Raw genomic sequence first — 21,448 nt, 5'->3', positions numbered from 1 at the left:
ACGCAATTTGTGAGTTCGTGCGCGGCCACGCCGGACGGTAACCTTCCTTCTGAAGGACTGACGCGCGAAGACCCGGCGCGCATCCTTGAATCACATCTTGCTGCCATGTTCATCCCGCTCTCGACACGCCGAGGCGGGCAGGACTATTCTTTGTCTCATGAGCGGACACGATCACGACGACCACCACCACGGCAATGGTGACCATCATCACGGCCACCATCATCACCACGATCACGATCATTCCGAATTGTCGGAGACGGAATTGCGTGTGCGCGCGCTGGAGACGGTCCTCACCGAGAAGGGCTATGTCGATCCTGCCGCGCTCGATCTTTTAATCGAAACCTACGAAACCAAGGTCGGGCCGCGCAACGGCGCGCGCGTGATCGCAAAGGCGTGGTCCGATCCTGCCTACCGTGCGCGTCTGCTGAATGACGCGACGCCAGCGATCGCAGAGCTTGGTTACGCCGGCCGGCAGGGCGAGCACATCGTCGCGGTCGAGAACACGCAACTGCGGCACAACATGGTCGTCTGCACCCTGTGCTCCTGCTATCCGTGGTCGGTGCTCGGGCTTCCGCCGGTCTGGTACAAGGCCGCGCCGTATCGGTCGCGTGCTGTGATCGATCCGCGGGGCGTGCTGCGCGATTTCGGATTTGAGCTTCCGGCCGAGACAGAAATCCGCGTCTGGGATTCCACCGCCGAGATCCGGTATCTGGTGGTGCCGCAGCGCCCCGCCGGAACCGAGGGCTGGAGCGAAGAGCAACTCGCTGATCTTGTCACCCGCGACAGCATGATCGGCACCGGCCTTCCCAAATCGCCGGAGCGGGCCGCACCATGAACGGCGCACACGACATGGGTGGTGTCGATGGTTTCGGCCCGGTGATTCCGGAGCCGAACGAGCCGGTGTTTCATGGCGAGTGGGAGCGGCGGGTGCTTGCGCTGACGCTGGCGATGGCGCGGCCCGGCGGCTGGAATATCGACATGTCGCGCTTTGCCCGCGAGGACCGTTCGCCTGCGGATTATCTTGGCAAGAGCTACTATCAGATCTGGCTTGCGGGCCTTGAACGGCTGATGCACGAGCGCGGTCTGGTGATGCCGGATGAAGTCGAGGCCGGCCGCGTGCTGTATCCGCCGAAGGCGGGTGTGCCGGTTCTGGCGCCCGGCGATGTCGAGGGCATGTTGCGCCGAGGCGCGCCGACGGAGCGCGACGCGACCTCGACCCCGATGTTCACGATCGGCGACCGCGTGCGAGCGAGAAATATTCACCCGCAAGGTCACATTCGCTTGCCGCGCTATGTGCGCGGTCATGTCGGCGTGGTGGAGTTGCTGCATGGCGCGCATGTCTTTGCGGACAGCAACGCGCGCGGTGACGGCGAGAATCCGCAGCAGCTCTACACCGTGTGCTTCACCGGGCGCGAATTGTGGGGCGATCGTGCCGATCCCGCGAGCGCCGTTTCGGTGGATGCCTGGGAATCCTATCTGGAGCGTGCTGAATGACCATCGACCGGCAGGCAGCAATGCAGGCGGCGGCCAGCGTTCCGGGACTTCCGCGCGACGGCGACGGCCCGGTGTTTCGCGAGCCATGGGAAGCGCGCGCCTTTACAATGGCACTGGCGCTGCATGCGCGGGGCCTTTTCACCTGGCCGGAATGGGCGGAGGCACTGGCGAAGCAGATCAAGCGCGCGCAGGCCGAAGGTGACGCCGATACCGGCGAAACCTATTACAGGCACTGGCTCGCGACGCTTGAGCATCTGGTCGCAGAAAAGAATGTCGCGCCGGAGAACGAACTGCACCGCTACCGCGATGCATGGGATCACGCCGCAGACCGCACGCCGCACGGTCAGCCGATCGAACTGACTCCCGAAGATTTCAGCTAGCTACCCCAAGCCACCATTGAGGAACGGGTTGGTGGCGCGCTCGTGGCCGAAATTCGAGCCGGGGCCATGGCCGCAGATGAAGCCGATGTCGTCGCCGAGCGGCAGCAGTTTCTGATTGATCGAGCGGATCAGGGTGGCGTGATCGCCGCCGGGCAGATCGGTGCGGCCGACCGAGCCGTTGAACAGCACGTCGCCGACGATCGCAAAGCGCATATCCTTGTTGAAGAACACCACGCTGCCCGGCGAGTGGCCGGGGCAATGATAGACGTCGAACACAAGGTCGCCGATCTTGACCTGATCGCCTTCGTTCAGCCAGCGGTCTGGCGCGAAGTTGCGCACGCCGGTCATGCCGAAATTCGCGCCGCTCGCGACGACGTTATCGAGCAGATACTTGTCGGCGGCATGCGGGCCGATGATGGGGACCTTCAACGCGTCGCGCAACTCCGCTGCGCCGCCGACGTGATCGATATGGCCATGGGTGATCCAGATCGCGTCGACCGTGATGCCGGACTGCTTGATCGCCGCGAGGATATCCGGAACGTCCCCGCCGGGATCGATCACGACCCCGTGCTTGGTCGCTTCGTTCCACAGCAGCGTGCAATTCTGCTGAAACGGGGAAACCGGCACGATCAGGGCGCCGGCTTTGGCGGCTTGCTTCGATTCATCTGTCATGTGGCCACAATGCTGATTTTTTCCGCCGCGCCAAGCAGATTCCGCCGCTGTTCCCGGGGATGAGGGCTGCGCGCCGCAGGCTGATTTCGCCCTGCGGTCAGGCAACCCGCAGGTTCGGCTGGCCGGCGATCACCGGGCCGGCAATCTCGAACGGCTCCGGCCGGCCGACACCGTAGCCTTGCGCATAATCGACGCCGATCTCGCGCAGCGCTTCTATCGTGGCATCGTTCTCGACGAATTCGGCGATCGTCTGTTTGCCCATGACCTTGCCGATGCGGCAGATCATCTCGACCATGGCGCGGTCGATCGGATCGTCGAGCATGTCCTTGACGAAACCGCCGTCGATCTTGAGGTAGTTCACCGGCAGATTCTTCAGATAGCCGAACGACGACATGCCGCTGCCGAAATCGTCGAGCGAGAACCGGCAGCCCAGCCGTTGCAGCACCTTGATGAAGCGGGCGGCGTTGTCGAGATTGCCGATCGCGCTGGTCTCGGTGATCTCGAAGCAGATCATCGCCGGCGGAATGTTGTGAAGCTCGAGCTGCTCGCGAACGTAGTCGATGAAGCCCTCGTCGCTGAAGGTTGCCCCGGAGAGGTTGATCGCGCAGGTGGCGATGGCCGCCGATGCCGCGCGGCCAAGCCGTGTCGCGATGGTCTCGAACGCGTGACGCACCACCCAGCGGTCGATCAGCGGCATCAGGCCGTAACGCTCGGCCGCGGGAATGAAATCGCCGGGTGGCACGAGGTTGCCGTCCCGGTCGCGCAGGCGCAGCAGAAGCTCGATATGCGCGCCGGTCTGGCTCGGGCCATGCAATGCGACGATTTTCTGCGAATACAGACAGAAACGTTGCTCATCCAGCGCATCGTGAATCCGCTGCACCCACGCCATTTCGCCGAAACGGTGCAGCAATTCGCTGTCGCTCGGATTGTGGATCTGGATGCGGTTGCGCCCCTTTTCCTTGGCGAGATAGCAGGCGAGGTCGGCCGTGCGCAGGGTTTCGTCCTTGGTCGCACCGCCGCGGATTTGCACCAGACCGATGCTTGTTGTGATCGTGAACGGACGTCCATTCCAGACGAAGTTCAGGTCGTGAATCGCCTGCCGCAAGCGTTCGGCGACGATCGCAGCGCGTTCGAGACCACCATTCTCCAGCAGGATCGCGAATTCATCGCCGCCGAGCCGCGCCAGCAGATCGTCCACGCGCAGATGCTTTTGCAGTGAATCCGAGACTTCACAGAGTAGCTTGTCGCCGGCGGCATGACCGCAGGTGTCGTTGATGATCTTGAACTGGTCGAGGTCGAGGAACATCAGCGCGTGCGGACTGTCCTGATCGCGGTCCATCCGCTGCAGTGCTTTTTCCAGCCGGTGTTCGAACTCGCGGCGGTTGGCCAGCTTGGTGAGGCTGTCGTGCGATGCCTGCCACGACAGCCGTGCGATGTATTTCTTTTCGCTGGTCATGTCGTGCAGCACCAGCACGGCCCCAGCGACGGCTCCACCCTTGTAGACGGGAGTGCCGACCATGGAGATCGCCACCGACGTGGAGTCGGGACGTTGCAGCAGTTGAGGCCGGGTGTTGGCGGCAAGATCGCGTCCGGTGAGGATCTGCTCGACCTGTCCCTCGCGCGGCTGACCGCTTTCCTCATCCAGAATCCGGAAAAGCGAGGTCAGCGGCAGCCCTCTGGCTGCCGGAGCCCGGCAGGCGACCAGCCTTTCTGCGGCCGGGTTCATGTAGTCCACGCGGCCCTGGGCGTCGGTGCTGATCACGGCATCGCCGATCGACGCCAGCGTAATCTGCGCGCGCTCCTTCTCGGCCTGCAGCGCGTGCACGAATCTGCGGCGCTGCGCCAGGAAGTAGCGGGTCAGCATCATCAGCAACAGCACCAGCAACCCGGCGGTGAACAGGTTGGCGATCGTAAGCACGAACTTGACCTGCCGCGAGCCGTTACCGAGGCTCCCGGCGAATGCCATCGCTTCGGGCGCGAAGCGCGCGTTGAAATGGTCGATCCGGTCGCGCAGCGATTCGAGTTGCTGAGGCGAAATCGGAGTGCCGTTCTGCTCTAACTGGATTTCTCTTGCCAGCGCTGTCAGTTCGTCGAGCAGGGGATCGGTATTGACCCAGTGCGCGATCGCTGTCCTGAAAGGCGGAAACCCGCGAAAATAGCGATACAGCCAGATCATGCCATCGATGTCGTCGGCATGCATGCCGCCTTGCAGGAAGCCGGTACGGGCGGCTGCGAGGTCCGGAGGACTCTGTTCCAGCGCGAGACGTGCGTCGCGGTCGCCCAGCGGCCGGGCGATGGCGCTTTGGTAAGACTCGTAGTGCCGGTCGTCGCCGGTTTCGCCGTAAAGATAAAGATGGTGGACGGCGTCCTTCTGCCCCTTCGACCACAGGCTTTCGCCGCCGACATAGGCGCGAACGGAAGAAAGAATGCTCAGGCTCATTCCGGCAAGAAAGGCTTGCAGCAGGACAATGGCAATGAAGGGCGAGACCAGCCGCAGCAGCCGCATATTCACCGACACAAGATTAAGCTTCATCGGACGCGTACGCCCCCTGCCTGCTGTTCGACGCGAATTCCCTGCTAAGTCCCATTACCAGTCGCAACCGACAGCCTCGGACAGCCGGGATGCGCATCCCGACATTCGCGGCATCTGATTAAAGGCATTCCAACACCACGCTCTCCGGTTGCAGAACCGGAGAGTTGCGTGAATCGCGGGTAAACGATCAGATAAGATTTGCAGGTAAATTCATGCTGCCAGCGATAAACCCAATCAGAACAGGCTCTTCCGCGGCCTCAACGGCCGATCCGGGTCATGGACCGGCCATGGTGGCGGCCTTGCGCGTAGAGTGCCCCGAGCGCTGACGATCTGATTATCGACTGGTCTGGGCTTTCAGGGTGTCTTCCACTGCCCGGTCGAATGACGAGGCCTTGGCGGGCGCGGCGCTGCGCTTCTTCTCGGTGACAAAGGCGTCTCGCTTCTGAACCAGGACAGCGAGCTTTTCGTTCAGGCCTTTGCGCGCCGCAGTTTTCTTGTCGATCTCGGCCTTGCGCTGCTCGGGCGAGAGCTTGCGCAACTCGTCTGGCAAGTCATCGTCCTTGACGCCCTCGATCTTGGTGCGCCCCGATGCCACGGCGCTGACCAGATCGCCGTCGCCGGTGACGGCCTCCGACGAAAATTTCGAACGCTTGTTGAGGTAGCTCGCCATGTCCGATGCCTGCACCGGGGCCGCCGCCGCGACCTGCGACAGTTGCCGGGTCTTTTCCTCAACGCGTTTTTGCATTTTCTGCGGACCATACGGAATGACCGTGCCGTTGATCTGTTTCTGCAGGATGATGATCTCGTCGTCGTAAGGCGTTTCGATCACCACGAGTTCGCCGCCGTCCTGCGGGATCGGAATGAAGCGGCCGTCGCCGAGCTGCGCGATATCCTGCCAGACCCGCTCGGTGTCGCGGGCATTTCCGGCCAGCACGGCGTTGACCACGATGTCGCGCTGCTTGGCGACCGCCAGCGTCTTCGGATATTTGGTGTCCTGTGCGTAGTCCATGTGCGGCGGCGCATCGCCGACGAGAAACACGATGCGTTTTGCATCGCTGCCCTTGGTCCACTGCAGCTTGTTGATCGCCATATCGAGCGCTTCGTTGACGCTCTCGGGCCAGTCCCCGCCGCCGCGTGCTTTCAGTTCGAGCAGGTTGGCGTAGATGTCCTGAATGTCGGTGGTGAGATCGAAAGTCCTGGTGACGTATTCGTCGCCAATGTCGCGATAGGCGACAAGGCCGATCCGGATGTCGGCATCGGGATTGGTGTCGACGACGCTTGTCGCGATCGACCAGATTTTTTGCTTGGCCCCTTCGAGCAGGCCGCCCATCGAACCTGTTGTGTCGAGAACGAACGCGACTTCGACGGTCGGTTTGGCAACGGCTTGTGAGAATGTCGAGGTGATTGGCAACAAGAGAACGGCAAGCGCGAATGCAATGCCGCCGAATGTGAATCTGTCGGTGATGCGTGAGTCCATTTCCCCCTCCAAGGGCTGAAACCATGTTTCGCTCCCAGCGGAACCGATGGTTCCCCTGTTTCGCGATGGCTCGCGGTCGGAATTGTGTCGGGGCGGGTACGCTTTTGAGGCTGAGGGGTCTTGGCTTCTCTGCTACACTTGCCGGAATCATGCATTCACCATTTCGCCATATCGAGCCGGGTTTGCCGCCGGATCGCCGCCAGTCCGACACAGCGCTCGCGATTGCGCGCGGTACGTCCAGATTCTTGAAATCGCTGGGATTTTCCTGTGTCAGTGAATTGACCCTGCCGTCAGGCCGGCGCGCCGATCTGGTGGCGATGAACGCGCGCGGCGACATCTGGATTGTCGAAATCAAATCATCGGTGGAGGATTTGCGCGCCGATCAAAAATGGCAGGACTACCGGATGCATTGCGACCGGCTGTTCTTTGCCTTCACCCAGGAGATGCCGTGCGAACTGTTTCCGGCAGATACAGGTTTGATTGTCGCTGATGCTTACGGCGCGCATCTGCACTGCGAAGCGCCCGAACACCGGCTACCGGCTGCGACACGTAAATCGATGATCGTGGGTTTTGGATTGCTGGCGGCGCAGCGTATCAGCCGTCTCGTCGATCCGCAGGGACATGCGAACGATTAGAGGTTCGCTTGTGTGAATGAGGTTGCAGCGACGCTCGTCACCGGGGTCAGCGCATCCTCGAACATTGCAAAGGCAATCTCCGCCCCGCGCACGACGCCAGCCGGATCGGCCAGCGCGGCAGGATGATTTTCCAGCAGTGTGAGAAAGCTCGGCCAGAACCGCTTGCCGAAGCCATGACGCAGATACGCCGTCGCATTCATGGTGTCGGAGTCGGGATTTTCCGCGAGACGCGCCAGCATCACCCGTTCACCCATGCGTGATGCTTCAAGCACGTAGACTGCCCCAAGCATTTCCGCAGCGGTTTTGAAAGCGGGCGCCGGCAGCGGCTTGATGACGATGCCCAATGTTGCGAGATCGCGTTCAAGGGCTGGTGTGCGCACGCGCAGCGTCCAGTCCGGAACAAGCTCTTCGATTCCGCCTGCTTCCAAGGCGGCTTCGATTGGAAACAGCGCCTCGGCCTGACTCCGCAGAAAGGCCTCGTAATATAGAGGAATTGCGATATCGAGCCGGGACAGCGCGATGTCGAGGCGGCTGTGTGACGTTCGTGTGGCTTCGCGGATCATGTCCCAGATTGCGGCGGCCATGACAGTTTCGCCCTTGATTGAGAACTTACATCACCACGATTTCGCGGGAGGGAACGAGAGGCTCAAGCAGAGTTGTGACATAGTTGCGCGTGAGTTGAACAGGATAGGCTTCGCGCCGGCGGATCGTGACACGAGGCGCGCGCAATTTCGAAGCCTGAGGCCAGTCGATCCGGTAATCCTCAACCAGACCAAACTGTTTGGTGGCTTCGAGACGGGACGAGATTTCCATATTTCGTGCTTTTCGCATCTGCTCCACGGCGGGGCCGCTCCCTGTAACAGTCCTGCGTCGATAACGCAGTGCCGCACACAAAGGTTCCCCGCCGGAACAGCCGCTCAGCGCGGGGCGCGCTTGGCCAGGATGCGCTGCAGGGTCCGGCGATGCATGTTCAGGCGGCGCGCGGTTTCCGAAACGTTGCGATTGCACATCTCATAGATGCGCTGGATGTGTTCCCAGCGGACGCGGTCCGCCGACATCGGATTCTGCGGAAGCTGCGACTTGTCGTTGCCGCTCGCGAGCAGGGCGGCGACCACGTCGTCGGCATCCGCCGGCTTCGAGAGATAGTCGACCGCGCCCATCTTCACCGCGGTGACAGCGGTCGCGATATTTCCGTAGCCGGTCAGCACGATGGCGCGTGCATCGGGCCGCTGCCGCTTCAGCGCCGACACCACATCGAGACCATTGCCATCGCCGAGCCGCAGATCGACCACTGCGAAAGCGGGCGGTGTCTGGTCGATGTGATGGAGGCCGTCGGACACATTGTCGCAGGTGCTCACAGCGAAGCCACGAGTCTCCATTGCCCGCGCCAGCCGCTCGAGAAACGCCTTGTCATCCTCGACAATCAGCAAGGAACGGTCGGCAATTTCGGTCAAATCGGCAGTTGCGGTCACGGTTTTGCGCCTCCTGAGGTGTCTTATGATGTGTCTTTTAGATATGGCGCGTCAATCGGGCGATGCCAAGGCCGATGCGGCTTTGCCAACTCAAAACGGCGTGGGCCGTTTGGTTAAGACAGCGTCGCCGATGGAACTTCCTCGGTTTCGAAGCTGCTGCGTGGCCAGACGATTGTGACAATCGCGCCATGAGCGGGGAAGGTCCGGTTGGTGAAAGACACCCGTGCGCCGGTTCGCTCCAGCAGGGTACGGGCGATGAAAACGCCAAGCCCAAGTCCGTTTCGCTCGCCTCCCGTGTCACCGGCGCGCCGCCGCGTCAGGTAGGGTTCGCCGATCCGCTTGAGAATGTCCGGTGGAATTCCCGGCCCGTCGTCGGATATGACGATCTCAACCGTCTGCGCATTCCACCACGCATTCACCTCGACACGCTCGCGCGCAAAATCGACGGCGTTCTCCAGAATGTTGCCGACGCCGTACAGGATCGCAGGATTGCGCATGCCGACGGGTTCGGCGTCCTGCGCCAGCGCGATACGCACCTTGATGGCGATGCCGAAGTCGCGATGCGGGGCGACCGTCTCCTCGATCAGCGTTGACAGCGGCATGCGGTCGAACGGCGCGCCCTGCGACGACAGTTGCGTGATCTTGGCGAGAATTTCGCGGCAGCGCTGCGCCTGTTCGCGCAGCGTCTTCAGATCGCCGCGGGCGTGCTCGTCGAGACCGTTGGTCTGAATCGCCTGCTCCAGCTCACGTGAAATCAGGAAGATGGTGGAGAGCGGCGTTCCCAGTTCATGCGCGGCGGCGGCGGCGAGGCCATCGATCTGCGTCAGATGCTGCTCCCGCGTCAGCACGAGTTCGGTGGCGGCCAGCGCGTCGGAGAGCTTACGGGCTTCCTCCGTCACCTGAAATGCGTAGAGGCTGGTGACACCGATCGCCAGCACGATAGAGATCCAGACGGCGATCATGTAGGTGCGCGGCAGCACGAGAGGCTCTTCGCCGTTCCACGGCAGCGGCAGATGGAAGAACCCAAGTGCTGTGGCGCAGGCGGCAGCAAAGACGCCAAGCGCGATCGTGATTCGTGTCGGCAGTGCGGTTGCCGAGATCAGCACCGGCGCGAGGAAAAGAAATGAAAACGGATTTTGCAGACCTCCCGTCAGGAACAGCAGAGCGGCAAGCTCGGCGATGTTGATCGCGAGGAGGGCGGCAGCATAACGGGGCGCCAGGCGGTGGACCGGGTTAAACCGTATCTGCAGCGCCAGATTGAGAAGCGACGATAGCCCGATGATGACCACGCAGGGGATCACCGGGACCTCGAAATCAAGCCCCTCCGAGACGATGAAAATCGTCGCCAACTGCCCGAGCGCGGCCAGCCAGCGCAGCCGAAGGATGGTGTCGAGACGCACATAACGGCGCGGGTGGCGGAAATCGGAGGTCGCAATGTCGCTCATATCGTATCTTTAGCGTCCGGCGACGCCGATCACAAACCGGCCCTGCGTATCCGGCTCTTGCGGATAGCGCCCTGTTGGCTCAATGAACGCATGATATGACCGTGCAGCTCTCGCCTTCCCGTGCCACGTCGCATTCCGGTCCGGCATCGCCCGACGCGGCGATCGAGCTTGAGCGGCTGGTAAAGGTCTATAAGACCACCCGCGCCGTCGATGACATCACCTTCACGATTCCGCGCGGTTCTGTGACGGGGCTGCTCGGCGGGAATGGCGCCGGCAAGACCACGACCATTTCGATGATCATGGGGCTGGTGTCGCCGACCTCGGGCCGCGTCAGCGTGCTCGGTTGCGCCATGCCCGAGCAAAGCGCCGAGGTTCTCGGACGGATGAATTTCGAGAGTCCGTACGTCGATATGCCTGGCCGCCTCACCGTGCGGCAGAATCTCACCGTATTCGGCCGGCTTTACGGCGTGACGCATTTGAAGGACCGGATCCTTTCGCTCGCCGCCGATCTCGATCTCGGCGAATTTCTCGACCGCCCGAGCGGAAAGCTTTCCGCAGGCCAGAAGACACGCGTGGCGCTGGCGAAGGCCCTGATCAACGAGCCGGAACTTCTGCTGCTGGACGAGCCGACCGCGTCGCTCGATCCGGACACCGCAGACTGGATCCGGAGCCATCTTGAAACCTACCGCAAGGAGCGTGGAGCGACGATCCTGCTGGCATCGCACAACATGCTTGAGGTCGAGCGGCTGTGCGACCGGGTTATCATCATGAAGCGCGGGCGTATCGAAGACGATGACAGTCCGTCCGCCATTCTGGCGCGCTACAACCGCACAACGCTGGAAGAAGTGTTTCTCGATGTGGCGCGCGGCCGCGTGCAGCAGGCCGCGTCATGAGCAGCATGGAGCTTCGCCGCGGCAATCCGAAGATGATCGCTCCGCATCGCATCGGCGCGATGATCCTGCGCCACTGGTATCTTCTCACGTCGTCATGGCCACGGCTGCTCGAACTTGTTTACTGGCCGGTGTTGCAATTGATCACGTGGGGCTTTTCGCAAGCTTATATCTCGCAGAACGCAGGCTTCTTTGCCAAGGCCGGTGGCACTTTCATCGGCGCGGTGATCCTGTGGGATATTCTGTTTCGCGGACAGCTCGGCTTCTCGATGTCGTTTCTCGAAGAGATGTGGTCCAAGAATCTCGGGAATCTGCTGATGAGCCCGCTCAAGGTGAGCGAGTATCTGATCTCGCTGATGGTGATGAGCGTGGTGCGGCTGGCTGTCGGAGTCATTCCGATGACGATACTTGCCATCGCTTTCTTCGGGTTCAACCTGTTCGGATTTGGCTTCGCCCTGGTGGCATTCTTCTGCAACCTGATCTTCACGAGCTGGTCGTTCGGTCTGATCTCGTCGGGGCTGGTGCTGCGCAATGGCATGGGCGCAGAGGGTCTGGCGTGGACGCTGATGTTCGCGCTGCTGCCGCTGTCATGCGTGTACTACCCGGTCTCGGTCCTGCCGGACTGGCTTCAGGTGGTGGCGTGGATGCTGCCGCCGACCTACGTTTTTGAGGGCATGCGGGCGCTGCTGATCGACCATGTCTTTCGGGCCGATCTGATGATCGAGGCGCTGGCGATCAATGTGGCTCTATTCGCCATATCGACTGTTGCCTTCTTGCTGTTGCTGAAAAGCGCCCGAAAGAACGGTTCCCTGGTCCAGAGCGGTGAATAACCACCGCTGGCGGCCTCCGCCCGTTAATTAATCATCTGATCTGTAAAATGGGCGGATTGACGCTTTGTCGCAGGCCCGACAGTATGTTGCGCCGCGAAACTAGTGATCCGGTTCTGACATTCGTATCATTTCCCGGCCGACACCTTTTACGAATGTCAGAACCAAAGGATCACTAGAATCACAACGCTAGTGTCCTTTCGTATCCGACGTTCGTTCGGAAGGTGCTGCAGAGTGAGGGCGAACGTCGGATACGGGACACTAGGATCGAGGAATCATTATGCCGATAGGCGAATTTGGCAGGCCGCCTAGCTTGCCGTCCGAGGTCAGCCCTGCGCTGACCACGCCCATGTACTGGATGTACGAGATGGGTCAGGCCTCGCTCAATCCGGCGCGGGCGATGACCGACATGATGAAGCTGTGGTTCGAGAACCCCTTCAACCCATTGTCCAGCACCGAGTTCGGAAAATCCATCGCCGCCGGCTGCGAGCTGTTCGAGCGCACCACCCGCCGTTACGGCAAGCCTGAATGGGGTCTGCACGATACCGAAGTTAACGGCATGCGGGTTCCGGTCGAGATCAAAACGGTCTGGGAAAAACCGTTCTGCCGGCTGCTGCATTTCGAGCGCAAGCTCACCCAGCCGCTGCGTTCACCGCATCCGCGCGTGCTGATCGTGGCGCCGATGTCGGGACATTACGCGACGCTGTTGCGCGGGACGGTCGAAGCCTTCCTGCCGGGACATGACGTCTACATCACCGACTGGGCTGACGCGCGCATGGTGCCGGTGGCGCAGGGCCGTTTCGATCTCGACGACTATGTCGACTATGTCATCGAGATGATCCACGCGCTGAAGGGCGACGTGCACGTTGTCGCCGTGTGCCAGCCATCCGTGCCTGTATTGGCTGCGGTGTCCATCATGGAAGCCGAGAAAGATCCCTACTTCCCGACCTCGATGACGCTGATGGGCGGGCCGATCGACACACGCCGCAATCCGACCGGTGTCAATGATCTCGCCGAGCAAAAGGGCATCGAATGGTTCCGCAACAACGTCATCACGAAGGTGCCTTTCCCGCAGCCGGGATTCATGCGCGACGTTTATCCGGGCTTTCTTCAGCTCACCGGCTTTGTGAGCATGAACCTCGACCGCCATGTCGATGCGCACAAGCGGCTGTTCAGCAATCTCGTCAAAGGCGACGGTGACCTCGTCGACAAGCATGTCGAATTCTATGACGAGTATCTGGCGGTGATGGATCTCACCGCCGAATTCTATTTGCAGACGGTCGATCTGGTGTTCGTGAAACACGCTTTGCCGAAGGGCGAGATGAAGCATCGCGGCAAGCCGGTCGATCCGTCGAAGATTCAGCGCGTCGCGCTGATGACGGTCGAGGGCGAGAACGACGACATCTCCGGTTTGGGGCAGACTGAAGCAACCCACGGGCTTTGCAGTTCGATTCCGGATGCGCGGCGGGTACATTATGTCCAGAAAGGCGTCGGCCATTACGGCGTCTTCAACGGCTCCCGCTTCAAGTCGGAAATCGTGCCTCGAATCTCCGATTTCATGCGTTCGGCCGCCCATACCAAGCTGTCGCTGGCGGCCGCCGAATAGACTTTTTCGGGCGTTTGGGGTCGAAAAAGCCCGTTTTATGGGGGATTCCGGGGCTTTGCGTTCCCGGATCTGCGGCAGTACCCGTAACTATCTGGATATGCACACGTTTTGGCCCTCTCCAATTGCGGCAGAGGAGTGAATTTCGCGTGCCGTTTCCGGCTGAGGTTTTAGCTTAGAAATGAATCACCATTTCATGTTTCATCCCCCCGGATGTAGGAGGCTAACTCGATAAAACTACGATATATTGGGCAAATGATTTGTTTTTGCGCCGATGAATTTCACTGGCGGCGGATATGGCAGAATCCCGGCGAATTCCTGCTGTCCGGACCCGCTGACATGGCCTTTCGAGCTCTCCTTTATCGACGCCCGACCGAACCGCGCACGCTCGCGGTCAAAATTGGCTCATCGACTTATACGATTCAGCTCAGGCGACATCGCCGCGCGCGCCGATACACACTCCGCATTCATCCGAGCCGACGCGAAGCCATTCTCACCATGCCTCCGCGCGGAAATCTGTATGAAGCCAAGGACTTCGCGCAGCGTCACGGCGCCTGGATCGCGGCACGTCTCGGTGGTTTGCCGAAAGCTGCGCCATTCTCACCCGGTACATCGGTGCCGTTGCGCGGTGTTCCGCATCGAATCGTGCATCGCGCCGGCGTGCGTGGAACCGTGTGGCCCGAAATGCGCGACAGCGGCGACAAGATTCTGTGCGTCGCAGGTGATTCTGAATTCATTGATCGCCGCGTCCACGATTTTCTCAAGCGCGAAGCCCGACGTGCACTGACAGAAGCTTCACATCGCTATGCCGAGGAGCTTGGTGTCAAGGTGAAGCGGATCACGATCCGCGATCAGTCGAGTCGTTGGGGATCATGCACCTCTGCAGGCGCGCTGTCGTTCTCGTGGCGGCTTATTCTCGCGCCGCCTTATGTGCTGGATTACCTTGCGGCACATGAAGTTGCGCATCTCGTCGAGATGAACCACTCGCCGCGGTTCTGGAAGGTCGTGGCAAAGATTTGTCCGGCGACCGAACGCGCCAAGCGATGGCTCGACACCCACGGCAACGATCTGCATCGCTACGGCATCGAAGAATAGCATTTGATTTCGCAGATGAGACGCGAGTGTGATCCAGTAAAGCTGAATCACACTTCAGTTTGCGCGATCAGCGCCGTCCGCCAAAAACCCGATCGATCAGCCAGCCATCGAGACCCGCTGCCGCTTCCGGACGCGCAGATGTCTGCGTGACCGGCGGACGGGTTTGTTGCTGCGGCGGGTATGCCGCAGGCGCGTTCGGATAGTCCTGATTGTTCGACGACTGCGGATAGGGTTGCGCGGGGTAGGGCTCGCGCGCAGGCGCCCGCGAATTTCCGGGAAACAGATTCGAGAGGAAGCCGCCCGGTGACTGCGTTGAGCCGGGCAGCGGAGCAGGCGCGACGTTCTGGTGCGCGGCCCTCATAAAGCGGGTCCATACCTCGACAGGCAATCCGCCGCCGGTTGCTTTTCTGGTCGGCGAGTTGTCGTCGTTGCCGAGCCAGATGCCGGTGACGAGGTTGGCGGTATAGCCGATGAACCAGGCGTCCCGGAAATCCTGGCTGGTGCCGGTCTTGCCCGCAGCCGACCAGCCCGGAATGTCTGCCTTCTTTGCCGTGCCGGTGACCAGCGTCTCGTGCATCATGACATTCATCATGCCCACCGCGTTGGCATCGATCACCCGTGTCGGAGCATCGTTGCGGCGTGCATAAAGCACCTTGCCGTCGGGGGTGCGGATTCGGTTGACCACATGCGGCGAAGCGCTGAATCCGCCATTGGCGAACGGAGCGTAAGCGCCCACCAACTCGTTGAGCGAAACCTCCGACGTGCCGAGCGAGATCGTCGCGTTGGGCTCGAGCTTTGATGCGATACCGAGACGATGTGCGGTGCGCACCACATTGGCCGGGCCGACTTCGAGCCCGAGCCGGACCGCAACGGTGTTCAGCGACATCGACAGCGCCTGTGTCAGCGTCACCGGGCCGAAATACTCGCGGCTGTAGTTCTCCGGCCGCCAGCCCTTGACGTCGAGCGGCGCATCCTGGCGCACCGTGTCAGGTGTCATGCCGCCCTCGACGGCGGTGAGATAGACAAACGGCTTGAAGGCCGAGCCCGGCTGGCGTTTTGCGGTGACTGCGCGGTTGAACTGGCTTTCGGCGTAGTTGCGCCCGCCGACCATGGCGCGCACTGCGCCGCTCGGGGTCATCGCCACCAGCGCGCCCTGGGTGACATTGAACTTCACGCTCTTGGTGGCAAGTTCGTCGATGATCGCGGCTTCCGCGACGCTTTGCAGCTTCGGATCGATCGATGTTTCCACCACGATGTTCTGGTCGATCTGGCCGACAAGATCGTCGAGCACTTCGCCGATCCAGTCGGCGACATAGTTGATGGTTCCGGCACCTACCGGTTTAACCGCGTAAGATGGTTTCTCGATCGCCGCCTTGGCCTGTGCCTCGGTGATGAAATTGGTATCGGCCATCGCGCTGAGCACGATCTGTGCGCGCTTCTCAGCGCCTTCCGGGTTGCGGTTGGGCGCCAGCCGCGACGGCGACTTGACGAGACCTGCCAGCATCGCGGCTTCCGACAGCGAAACGTTCTTCGCGGATTTGCCGAAATACTTCTGTGCCGCCGCTTCGACACCATACGCGCCGGAGCCGAAATAGACCCGATTGAGATAGAGCTCCAGAATTTCGTTCTTGGAGTACTTCCGCTCCAGCCACAGCGCGAGTTCGACCTCCTGCAGCTTGCGCTGCATGGTTCGCTCCTGCGTCAGGAACAGGTTCTTGGCGAGCTGCTGGCTCAGGGTCGAGCCGCCCTGCGACACGCCGCGATGCAGAAGATTTGTGACGGCGGCGCGCATGATGCCGGTCGGATCGATACCGAAATGCGAATAAAAGCGGCGGTCTTCGATGGCAATGAACGCCTTCGGCAGATAAGGCGGCAGATCCTTCAACGAGACATTGGCCCCCGGCATTTCACCGCGGGTGGCGATCACGCTGCCATCCATGCCGGTGATCTGGATGGTGGGCGGACGCTTGGGAATCTCCAGCGACTGGATCGCAGGCAGATGCGCGCCGACCCAGATGATGACACCAGCGCCGGCGATGATTGCCCACAGACCTAGTACTGCACCCCAATAAACAAGACGGCCGAGGCCGGACCGCGAGCGGCCACGTGCCCTGGACTTGCTTTCTTTCCGCTCGGCAGCGCGGGTCTTGCGCAAACGCTCGCGCGGCATGTCGTCTTCGTCGTCGTCGAGGGGGCGGCTTTTGGCTGCACGGCGCTTTGGCGGAGCGTCGTCGTCATCCCGCCGGCCGATGCGGTCGCGCGGATTGAGGCGGACGCTATCGAGCGACGCGGCACCGTCGAACTTCGGCTCCTTGCGACCGCCCTGCTTTTTACGTCCCAACGCCATTCAAACTCGTGCCGGTATGCCGGTTACATAAGGCGTGCAGGCTAGCGATGGCGGTTTAAAGGCGCGTTACGCAAAGGTTAACGAGGGATTAGATGTTCCGTCGCGGGCATGGCAGAAATGCCGGTCCGGAGTTGCCTTGACCTGGCTTGGCGGATCGACAGAGTCTATCGGAAAATTTCATGCATAAAGGTACCGACGATGACCGGCCATATCGACCCCACCAAGGACGTGTTTGCGGCGTTTCGTGAGAATGATCGTCCCGGCCCGATCCACATGCTGAATCTGGTGCGGCTGCATGCGCAGGCGAAATATCCCGACGGGCGCAAGGCGACCGGTGCGGAAGCCTATGACAGTTACGGCCGCGAGAGTGGGCCGGTGTTCACGCGGCTTGGCGGCCGGATCGTCTGGCAGGGCAAGTTCGAACTGATGCTGATCGGTCCTTCATCGGAGCGATGGGATCACTGCTTCATCGCCGAGTATCCGAGCGTCGCCGCATTCGTGGAAATGATCCGCGACCCGGCTTACCGCGAAGCGGTCAAGCATCGTCAAGCCGCAGTCGAGGACTCGCGGCTGATCCGCACCGCTCCGATGCAGGTCGGTAAAACCTTCGGCGAAATCCCCGTGTGATGCGAGCTACGTCCCGGCTCAGGCCGCGGCGCGCGCCAACCAGAGCAATACAAGCGCGACCGCAGCGGGAAGCGCCTGCACCATGATTATCCGCTTGCTGACCGAATAGCCGCCGTAAAGCCCGGCCACGATCACGCACAGCAGGAAGAACACCTTGATCTGGAAGCCGAACGCCAGGTTTGGGTGGAGCAGCCCCCATATCAGACCGGCAGCCAGGAAGCCGTTATAAAGTCCCTGATTGGCGGCGAGCACCGCGGAGGCTTGCGCTTTCTCGATCGTGTTGCCGAATGTCGCGAGGCCCTTCGGCTTGGTCCAGAGAAACATCTCCAGTACCAGGAAATAGATGTGCAACGCCGCGACCAGTGCGACGAGAACATTGGCAATCAAATTCATGGCAATTCCCCCTGTACGAGTGGAACCTAGCAGCAAGCGCGGCGATTGCCGAGACCTCGACGTTGTCGGAAAACGGAAAGACTTCCCACGTCACTGCGGCCAGGATGGCCGAAACTCGTGATGACGGACACCGGACATGACCGCAAAACAACCTCAGCGATTCCACCTCGATCGGCTTGAGACGCCGATCGGCACCGCTTTGCTCGTCACCGACGATCAGGGCTTCCTGCGCGCACTCGACTGGAGTGATTACGAGACACGGCTGCATCGCCTGCTGCGGCGGCATTACGGGGACTATGCCTTGGAGAAGGCGCCCGCTCCCAAAAGCATCGCGGCAGCAATGACAAGCTATTTTGCCGGAGACCTTGGCGAGCTGAAAAAGATCAAATGGAAAACCAACGGCACGCCATTCCAGCGCAAGGTTTGGACGGAGCTGCAAAAAATCAGTGCGGGGAAAACATCGAGCTACGGTGCATTCGCTGCCCGCCTGAATGTGCCGAATGCAGCTCGCGCGGTCGGGCTCGCCAACGGTTCAAATCCGGTCAGTGTCGTCGTGCCGTGTCACCGGCTGATCGGCGCCGATGGCTCGCTGACCGGCTATGGCGGCGGGCTCGCGCGCAAGGAATGGCTGCTCGCACATGAAGGCGCGGCGCTCGGCAAGCGAGCACGCAACTAGGCTGCGGGTTTCTCCGCCGCGTCGCCATTGGCGAGCAGATGGATCAATGCCCGCTTGATGGCGGCCTGTCGCGTCGGCGCAGTAATCTGCGCGCCGAGGAGGTCCGTGACATAGAACACGTCGCGGGCGCGCTCGCCGAAGGTGGCGACATGGGCCGATGCGATGTTGAGGTTCAGTTTCGAAATCGCGGTGGTGAGCTGGAACAGCAGGCCCGGACGATCGAGACCGGAAACCTCGATCACGGTGTAGCGATCCGACCACTGATTGTTGATGCTGACTTCCGGCTCGACGCTGAATGGCTTGAGCCGGGTCCTGGAGGCCGTGCGGCGCGCCATCATGTCCGGCAGGCGCAGCTTGCCCTCCAGTACCTGTTCGATGGTGTCGCCGATGCGGGTTGCGCGCCGTCCTTCGTCGTCGTCGCGATCGTATTCGCGGGTAATCGCGATGGTATCGAGCGCGATGCCGTCGGTGGTGGTGTAGATCTGCGCGTCGACGATGTTGGCTCCGGCGGAGGCACAGGCGCCCGCGATGATCGACAGCAGCCAGGGATGATCGGGCGCCATGATCGTCAGTTCGGTAACGCCGCGTCCCTCATCGAAGCCGACATTGACCGCGAGCTTGTGGCCGCCGGCCTCGCTGGCCTTGACGAAGCGCGCGTGGCGAATCTTGCGCGGCAGTTCCACCTTCAGCCAGTAAGCAGGATAGTGCCGTGAGATATAGGCCTCGAGTTCGGCGGTAGGCCACTCGGTGAAGGTTGCACGGAATTCCGCCTGCGCCGCGTCGATGCGCTGGGCCCGATTGACCTCGGAGAAGCCGCCGGTCAGCACCGGTTCTGTTTCATAATACAGCGTGCGGATGAGCTGTGCTTTCCAGCCGTTCCAGACGCCGGGGCCGACGCCCCGAATGTCGGCCGTGGTCAGGATGGTCAGCAGCTTCATCTGCTCGACCGACTGAACGACCGCTGCGAAGTTCTCGATGGTCTTGCGGTCCGACAGGTCGCGCGATTGCGCCACCGTGGACATGGTGAGGTGTTCCTCGATCAGCCACGCGATCAGCTCGGTGTCGGCTGCATTGAATCCAAAGCGCGGGCAAAGCCGCCGCGCGACCTTGGCGCCCGCGATGGAGTGATCCTCGGGACGGCCTTTGGCGATGTCGTGCAGGAACACCGCCATGTAGATCACGGCGCGATGCTCGGGATGGATTTTCCGCATCAGGTCGCTGGCGACCACGAATTCATCGTTCCCGCCGCGCTCGATGTCCTGAAGGATGCCGATACAGCGCAGCAAATGCTCATCGACCGTGTAGTGATGATACATGTTGAACTGCATCATCGACACGATCCGGCCGAACGCTCGGATGAAGCGGCCGAGCACGCCGGCCTCGTTCATCCGCCGCAGCACCGTTTCCGCGTCGTTCGACGTCAGAATTTCCATGAACAGTTTGTTGGCTTCGGGATTCTCACGCAGCTTCGGCGTGATCAACCCGAGCGAGCGCGTTGCCGCGCGCATGGCGTCGGGGTGAAACGCCAGATTGTTTTTCTGTGCGAGCCGGAAAATGCGGATCAGGTTGACCGGATCGGTCTTGAACACGTCGGGCGCGGCAAGATTGATGCGGTTGTTGTCGATCACGAAATCTTCGCCGCCCGGAACGCGGCCGCGTTTGCGGCCGGGCCGAAGCCTGGCCATCATCCGGCTCAGCACCGGCGCGGGCTTGGCTTCCTGATCTTCCAGCTTGGCGCACAGGATCGCGGTGAGATCGCCGACTTCCTTGGCGATCAGGAAGTAATGCTTCATGAAGCGCTCGACGTCCTGCATGCCGGGATGCGAGGTGTAGCCGAGCCGCTGCGCGATCTCGCGCTGCATTTCGAACGACAGCCGCTCTTCAGGACGGCCGGTGAAGAAGTGCATGTTGCAGCGGACCGACCAGAGGAAGTCCTCGCAGCGGCGGAACGTGCGGTATTCCTGCGGATCGAACACGCCACGTTGGACGAGATCTTCGGTGTTGCTGACGCGGTAGACGTATTTGGCGATCCAGAACAGCGTGTGCAGATCGCGCAGACCGCCCTTGCCGTCCTTGACGTTGGGCTCAACGAGATATCGTGACTGGCCTGCGCGCCGGTGCCGCTCTTCACGTTCAGCGAGTTTTGCCGCGACGAATTCAGTCGCCGTCCCCTGTACGACTTCCTTGTCGAAACGGGTGACGAGTTCGTCGTAGAGCGCTGTGTCGCCGGTGAGGAATCTCGTTTCCAGCACCGAGGTGCGGATCGTCATGTCGCCCCGCGCCTGCCGGATCGATTCGTCGATGGAGCGGGTGGCGTGACCGACCTTCAGTCCCATGTCCCAAAGGCAGTAAAGGATCGCTTCCGCGACCTGCTCGCCCCAGGCGGTCTGCTTGTAGGGAAGGATGAACAGGAGGTCGATGTCGGACTCAGGCGCCATCAGACCGCGGCCATAACCGCCGGTGGCGATGACGGCCATGCGTTCGGAGTCTGACGGCGTCGGCGAATGATAAAGATGTCTGGTCGCGGCGTTGAAAAGGATTCGGATGATCTCGTCCTGAACGAAGCAAAGCCGCTCGGCACATCGCCGCCCGTGTCGATCCTTTAGCAGTTCTGTCTGCGCGACCTCGCGGGCCTGCGCGAGTTCGCTTTTCAGCAGTTGCGTAATGGCTGCCCGAAGCAGATCGTCTTTTCCGGCGTGTTGCTGCGCGAGCGCGTCGATTTCGCCTGCGATGCGTTCGCTGTCGAATATCACGTCGTCGTCCGGGAGTGGGGCCGTCACGCTGTCCATTCCATTCGGATAACGGACGGCGGCAACGGAGTCACCAGCGGATTGCGGCAAGACGAGCCGTACGTTCTGATTTTCCTCCCTTTGGGGGAAGGC

Annotated in this window: 20 protein-coding genes; 10 read left to right on the top strand and 10 right to left on the bottom strand. The window is 61.4% G+C overall.

Annotated elements, in window-relative coordinates:
• The first annotated feature begins 157 nt into the window (after nucleotides 1-157).
• The 3 genes from nthA to ACP7AL_RS04185 are packed head-to-tail and all read left to right on the top strand — an operon-like array spanning nucleotide 158 to nucleotide 1,874.
• Complete coding sequence (gene nthA / locus ACP7AL_RS04195) at nucleotides 158-835, top strand: nitrile hydratase subunit alpha (protein ID WP_425989176.1); 678 nt, start codon at nucleotides 158-160, stop codon at nucleotides 833-835.
• Nucleotides 832-1,494: a nitrile hydratase subunit beta gene (nthB, locus tag ACP7AL_RS04190; RefSeq protein WP_425989173.1), complete on the top strand. Its 663-nt coding sequence runs from the start codon at nucleotides 832-834 to the stop codon at nucleotides 1,492-1,494. The genes nthA and nthB overlap by 4 nt, the downstream gene beginning before the upstream one ends.
• Nucleotides 1,491-1,874 carry a nitrile hydratase accessory protein gene (locus ACP7AL_RS04185; protein ID WP_425989171.1) on the top strand — a complete coding sequence of 128 codons (384 nt, stop codon included), beginning with the start codon at nucleotides 1,491-1,493 and terminating at the stop codon, nucleotides 1,872-1,874. Before nthB ends, ACP7AL_RS04185 begins: the two co-directional genes overlap by 4 nt.
• Here the strand turns inward: ACP7AL_RS04185 and ACP7AL_RS04180 are convergent, their stop codons facing one another.
• From ACP7AL_RS04180 to ACP7AL_RS04170, 3 genes are all read right to left on the bottom strand, one after another.
• Entirely contained in the window at nucleotides 1,875-2,546 is a 672-nt protein-coding gene (locus ACP7AL_RS04180; RefSeq protein WP_425989169.1) for an MBL fold metallo-hydrolase, read from the bottom strand. It lies immediately after the preceding gene.
• A 97-nt stretch (nucleotides 2,547-2,643) separates the two neighbouring features.
• On the bottom strand, nucleotides 2,644-5,079 hold the full coding sequence (locus ACP7AL_RS04175) for an EAL domain-containing protein (RefSeq protein WP_425989167.1): 2,436 nt from the start codon (nucleotides 5,077-5,079) through the stop codon (nucleotides 2,644-2,646).
• Between the two features lie 334 nt (nucleotides 5,080-5,413).
• Nucleotides 5,414-6,556, bottom strand: a complete 1,143-nt coding sequence (locus tag ACP7AL_RS04170) for a vWA domain-containing protein (protein WP_425989165.1) — start codon at nucleotides 6,554-6,556, stop codon at nucleotides 5,414-5,416.
• Nucleotides 6,557-6,705: 149 nt separating this feature from the next.
• Between ACP7AL_RS04170 and ACP7AL_RS04165 the strand changes: the two genes are divergently transcribed.
• Entirely contained in the window at nucleotides 6,706-7,191 is a 486-nt protein-coding gene (locus ACP7AL_RS04165) for an MmcB family DNA repair protein (RefSeq protein WP_425989162.1), read from the top strand.
• Here ACP7AL_RS04165 and ACP7AL_RS04160 read toward each other — a convergent pair.
• The 4 genes from ACP7AL_RS04160 to ACP7AL_RS04145 form a co-directional block, all read right to left on the bottom strand.
• Nucleotides 7,188-7,775 carry a biliverdin-producing heme oxygenase gene (locus ACP7AL_RS04160; protein ID WP_425989160.1) on the bottom strand — a complete coding sequence of 196 codons (588 nt, stop codon included), beginning with the start codon at nucleotides 7,773-7,775 and terminating at the stop codon, nucleotides 7,188-7,190. The genes ACP7AL_RS04165 and ACP7AL_RS04160 overlap by 4 nt on opposite strands.
• A 25-nt stretch (nucleotides 7,776-7,800) precedes the next feature.
• A complete protein-coding gene (locus ACP7AL_RS04155; protein WP_425989158.1) occupies nucleotides 7,801-8,004 on the bottom strand; it encodes a hypothetical protein in 204 nt (67 codons plus the stop codon).
• 104 nt (nucleotides 8,005-8,108) lie between these two features.
• Entirely contained in the window at nucleotides 8,109-8,663 is a 555-nt protein-coding gene (locus ACP7AL_RS04150) for an ActR/PrrA/RegA family redox response regulator transcription factor (protein WP_006022489.1), read from the bottom strand.
• A 113-nt stretch (nucleotides 8,664-8,776) separates the two neighbouring features.
• Entirely contained in the window at nucleotides 8,777-10,108 is a 1,332-nt protein-coding gene (locus ACP7AL_RS04145; RefSeq protein ID WP_024921382.1) for an ActS/PrrB/RegB family redox-sensitive histidine kinase, read from the bottom strand.
• Between the two features lie 95 nt (nucleotides 10,109-10,203).
• Between ACP7AL_RS04145 and ACP7AL_RS04140 the strand changes: the two genes are divergently transcribed.
• The 4 genes from ACP7AL_RS04140 to ACP7AL_RS04125 all read left to right on the top strand — a co-directional run bounded on the left by ACP7AL_RS04140 (nucleotide 10,204) and on the right by ACP7AL_RS04125 (nucleotide 14,523).
• On the top strand, nucleotides 10,204-11,001 hold the full coding sequence (locus ACP7AL_RS04140) for an ABC transporter ATP-binding protein (RefSeq protein WP_006022487.1): 798 nt from the start codon (nucleotides 10,204-10,206) through the stop codon (nucleotides 10,999-11,001).
• Complete coding sequence (locus tag ACP7AL_RS04135; protein ID WP_425989155.1) at nucleotides 10,998-11,828, top strand: ABC transporter permease; 831 nt, start codon at nucleotides 10,998-11,000, stop codon at nucleotides 11,826-11,828. Before ACP7AL_RS04140 ends, ACP7AL_RS04135 begins: the two co-directional genes overlap by 4 nt.
• A 277-nt stretch (nucleotides 11,829-12,105) precedes the next feature.
• Nucleotides 12,106-13,431 carry a polyhydroxyalkanoate depolymerase gene (locus ACP7AL_RS04130; protein WP_024921385.1) on the top strand — a complete coding sequence of 442 codons (1,326 nt, stop codon included), beginning with the start codon at nucleotides 12,106-12,108 and terminating at the stop codon, nucleotides 13,429-13,431.
• Between the two features lie 252 nt (nucleotides 13,432-13,683).
• Nucleotides 13,684-14,523, top strand: a complete 840-nt coding sequence (locus tag ACP7AL_RS04125) for a M48 family metallopeptidase (protein ID WP_024921386.1) — start codon at nucleotides 13,684-13,686, stop codon at nucleotides 14,521-14,523.
• Between the two features lie 67 nt (nucleotides 14,524-14,590).
• Here ACP7AL_RS04125 and ACP7AL_RS04120 read toward each other — a convergent pair whose 3' ends face one another.
• A complete protein-coding gene (locus ACP7AL_RS04120) occupies nucleotides 14,591-16,870 on the bottom strand; it encodes a PBP1A family penicillin-binding protein (protein WP_425989152.1) in 2,280 nt (759 codons plus the stop codon).
• Nucleotides 16,871-17,068: 198 nt separating this feature from the next.
• Here ACP7AL_RS04120 and ACP7AL_RS04115 point away from each other — a divergent pair, with 198 nt between their 5' ends.
• Complete coding sequence (locus tag ACP7AL_RS04115) at nucleotides 17,069-17,497, top strand: DUF1330 domain-containing protein (RefSeq protein WP_425989150.1); 429 nt, start codon at nucleotides 17,069-17,071, stop codon at nucleotides 17,495-17,497.
• Nucleotides 17,498-17,515: 18 nt separating this feature from the next.
• Here the strand turns inward: ACP7AL_RS04115 and ACP7AL_RS04110 are convergent, their stop codons facing one another.
• Nucleotides 17,516-17,890: a DUF1304 domain-containing protein gene (locus tag ACP7AL_RS04110; RefSeq protein ID WP_425989148.1), complete on the bottom strand. Its 375-nt coding sequence runs from the start codon at nucleotides 17,888-17,890 to the stop codon at nucleotides 17,516-17,518.
• A gap of 136 nt (nucleotides 17,891-18,026) precedes the next feature.
• Between ACP7AL_RS04110 and ACP7AL_RS04105 the strand changes: the two genes are divergently transcribed.
• The gene (locus ACP7AL_RS04105) at nucleotides 18,027-18,566 is read left to right on the top strand and encodes a methylated-DNA--[protein]-cysteine S-methyltransferase (RefSeq protein WP_425989146.1); all 540 of its coding nucleotides are present in this window, start codon (nucleotides 18,027-18,029) and stop codon (nucleotides 18,564-18,566) included.
• On the opposite strand, the gene ACP7AL_RS04100 is transcribed toward ACP7AL_RS04105, so the two are convergent.
• Entirely contained in the window at nucleotides 18,563-21,355 is a 2,793-nt protein-coding gene (locus ACP7AL_RS04100) for a [protein-PII] uridylyltransferase (RefSeq protein WP_425989144.1), read from the bottom strand. The two genes, ACP7AL_RS04105 and ACP7AL_RS04100, sit on opposite strands and share 4 nt — an antisense overlap.
• Nucleotides 21,356-21,448 lie beyond the last annotated feature (93 nt).

Source organism: Afipia sp. DC4300-2b1, from assembly GCF_049895725.1.
GTDB classification, from domain to species: Bacteria; Pseudomonadota; Alphaproteobacteria; order Rhizobiales; family Xanthobacteraceae; genus Afipia; species Afipia broomeae.
The sequence above is the reverse complement of the archived record's forward strand: the minus strand, read 5'-3'. Positions and strand labels throughout refer to the sequence as shown.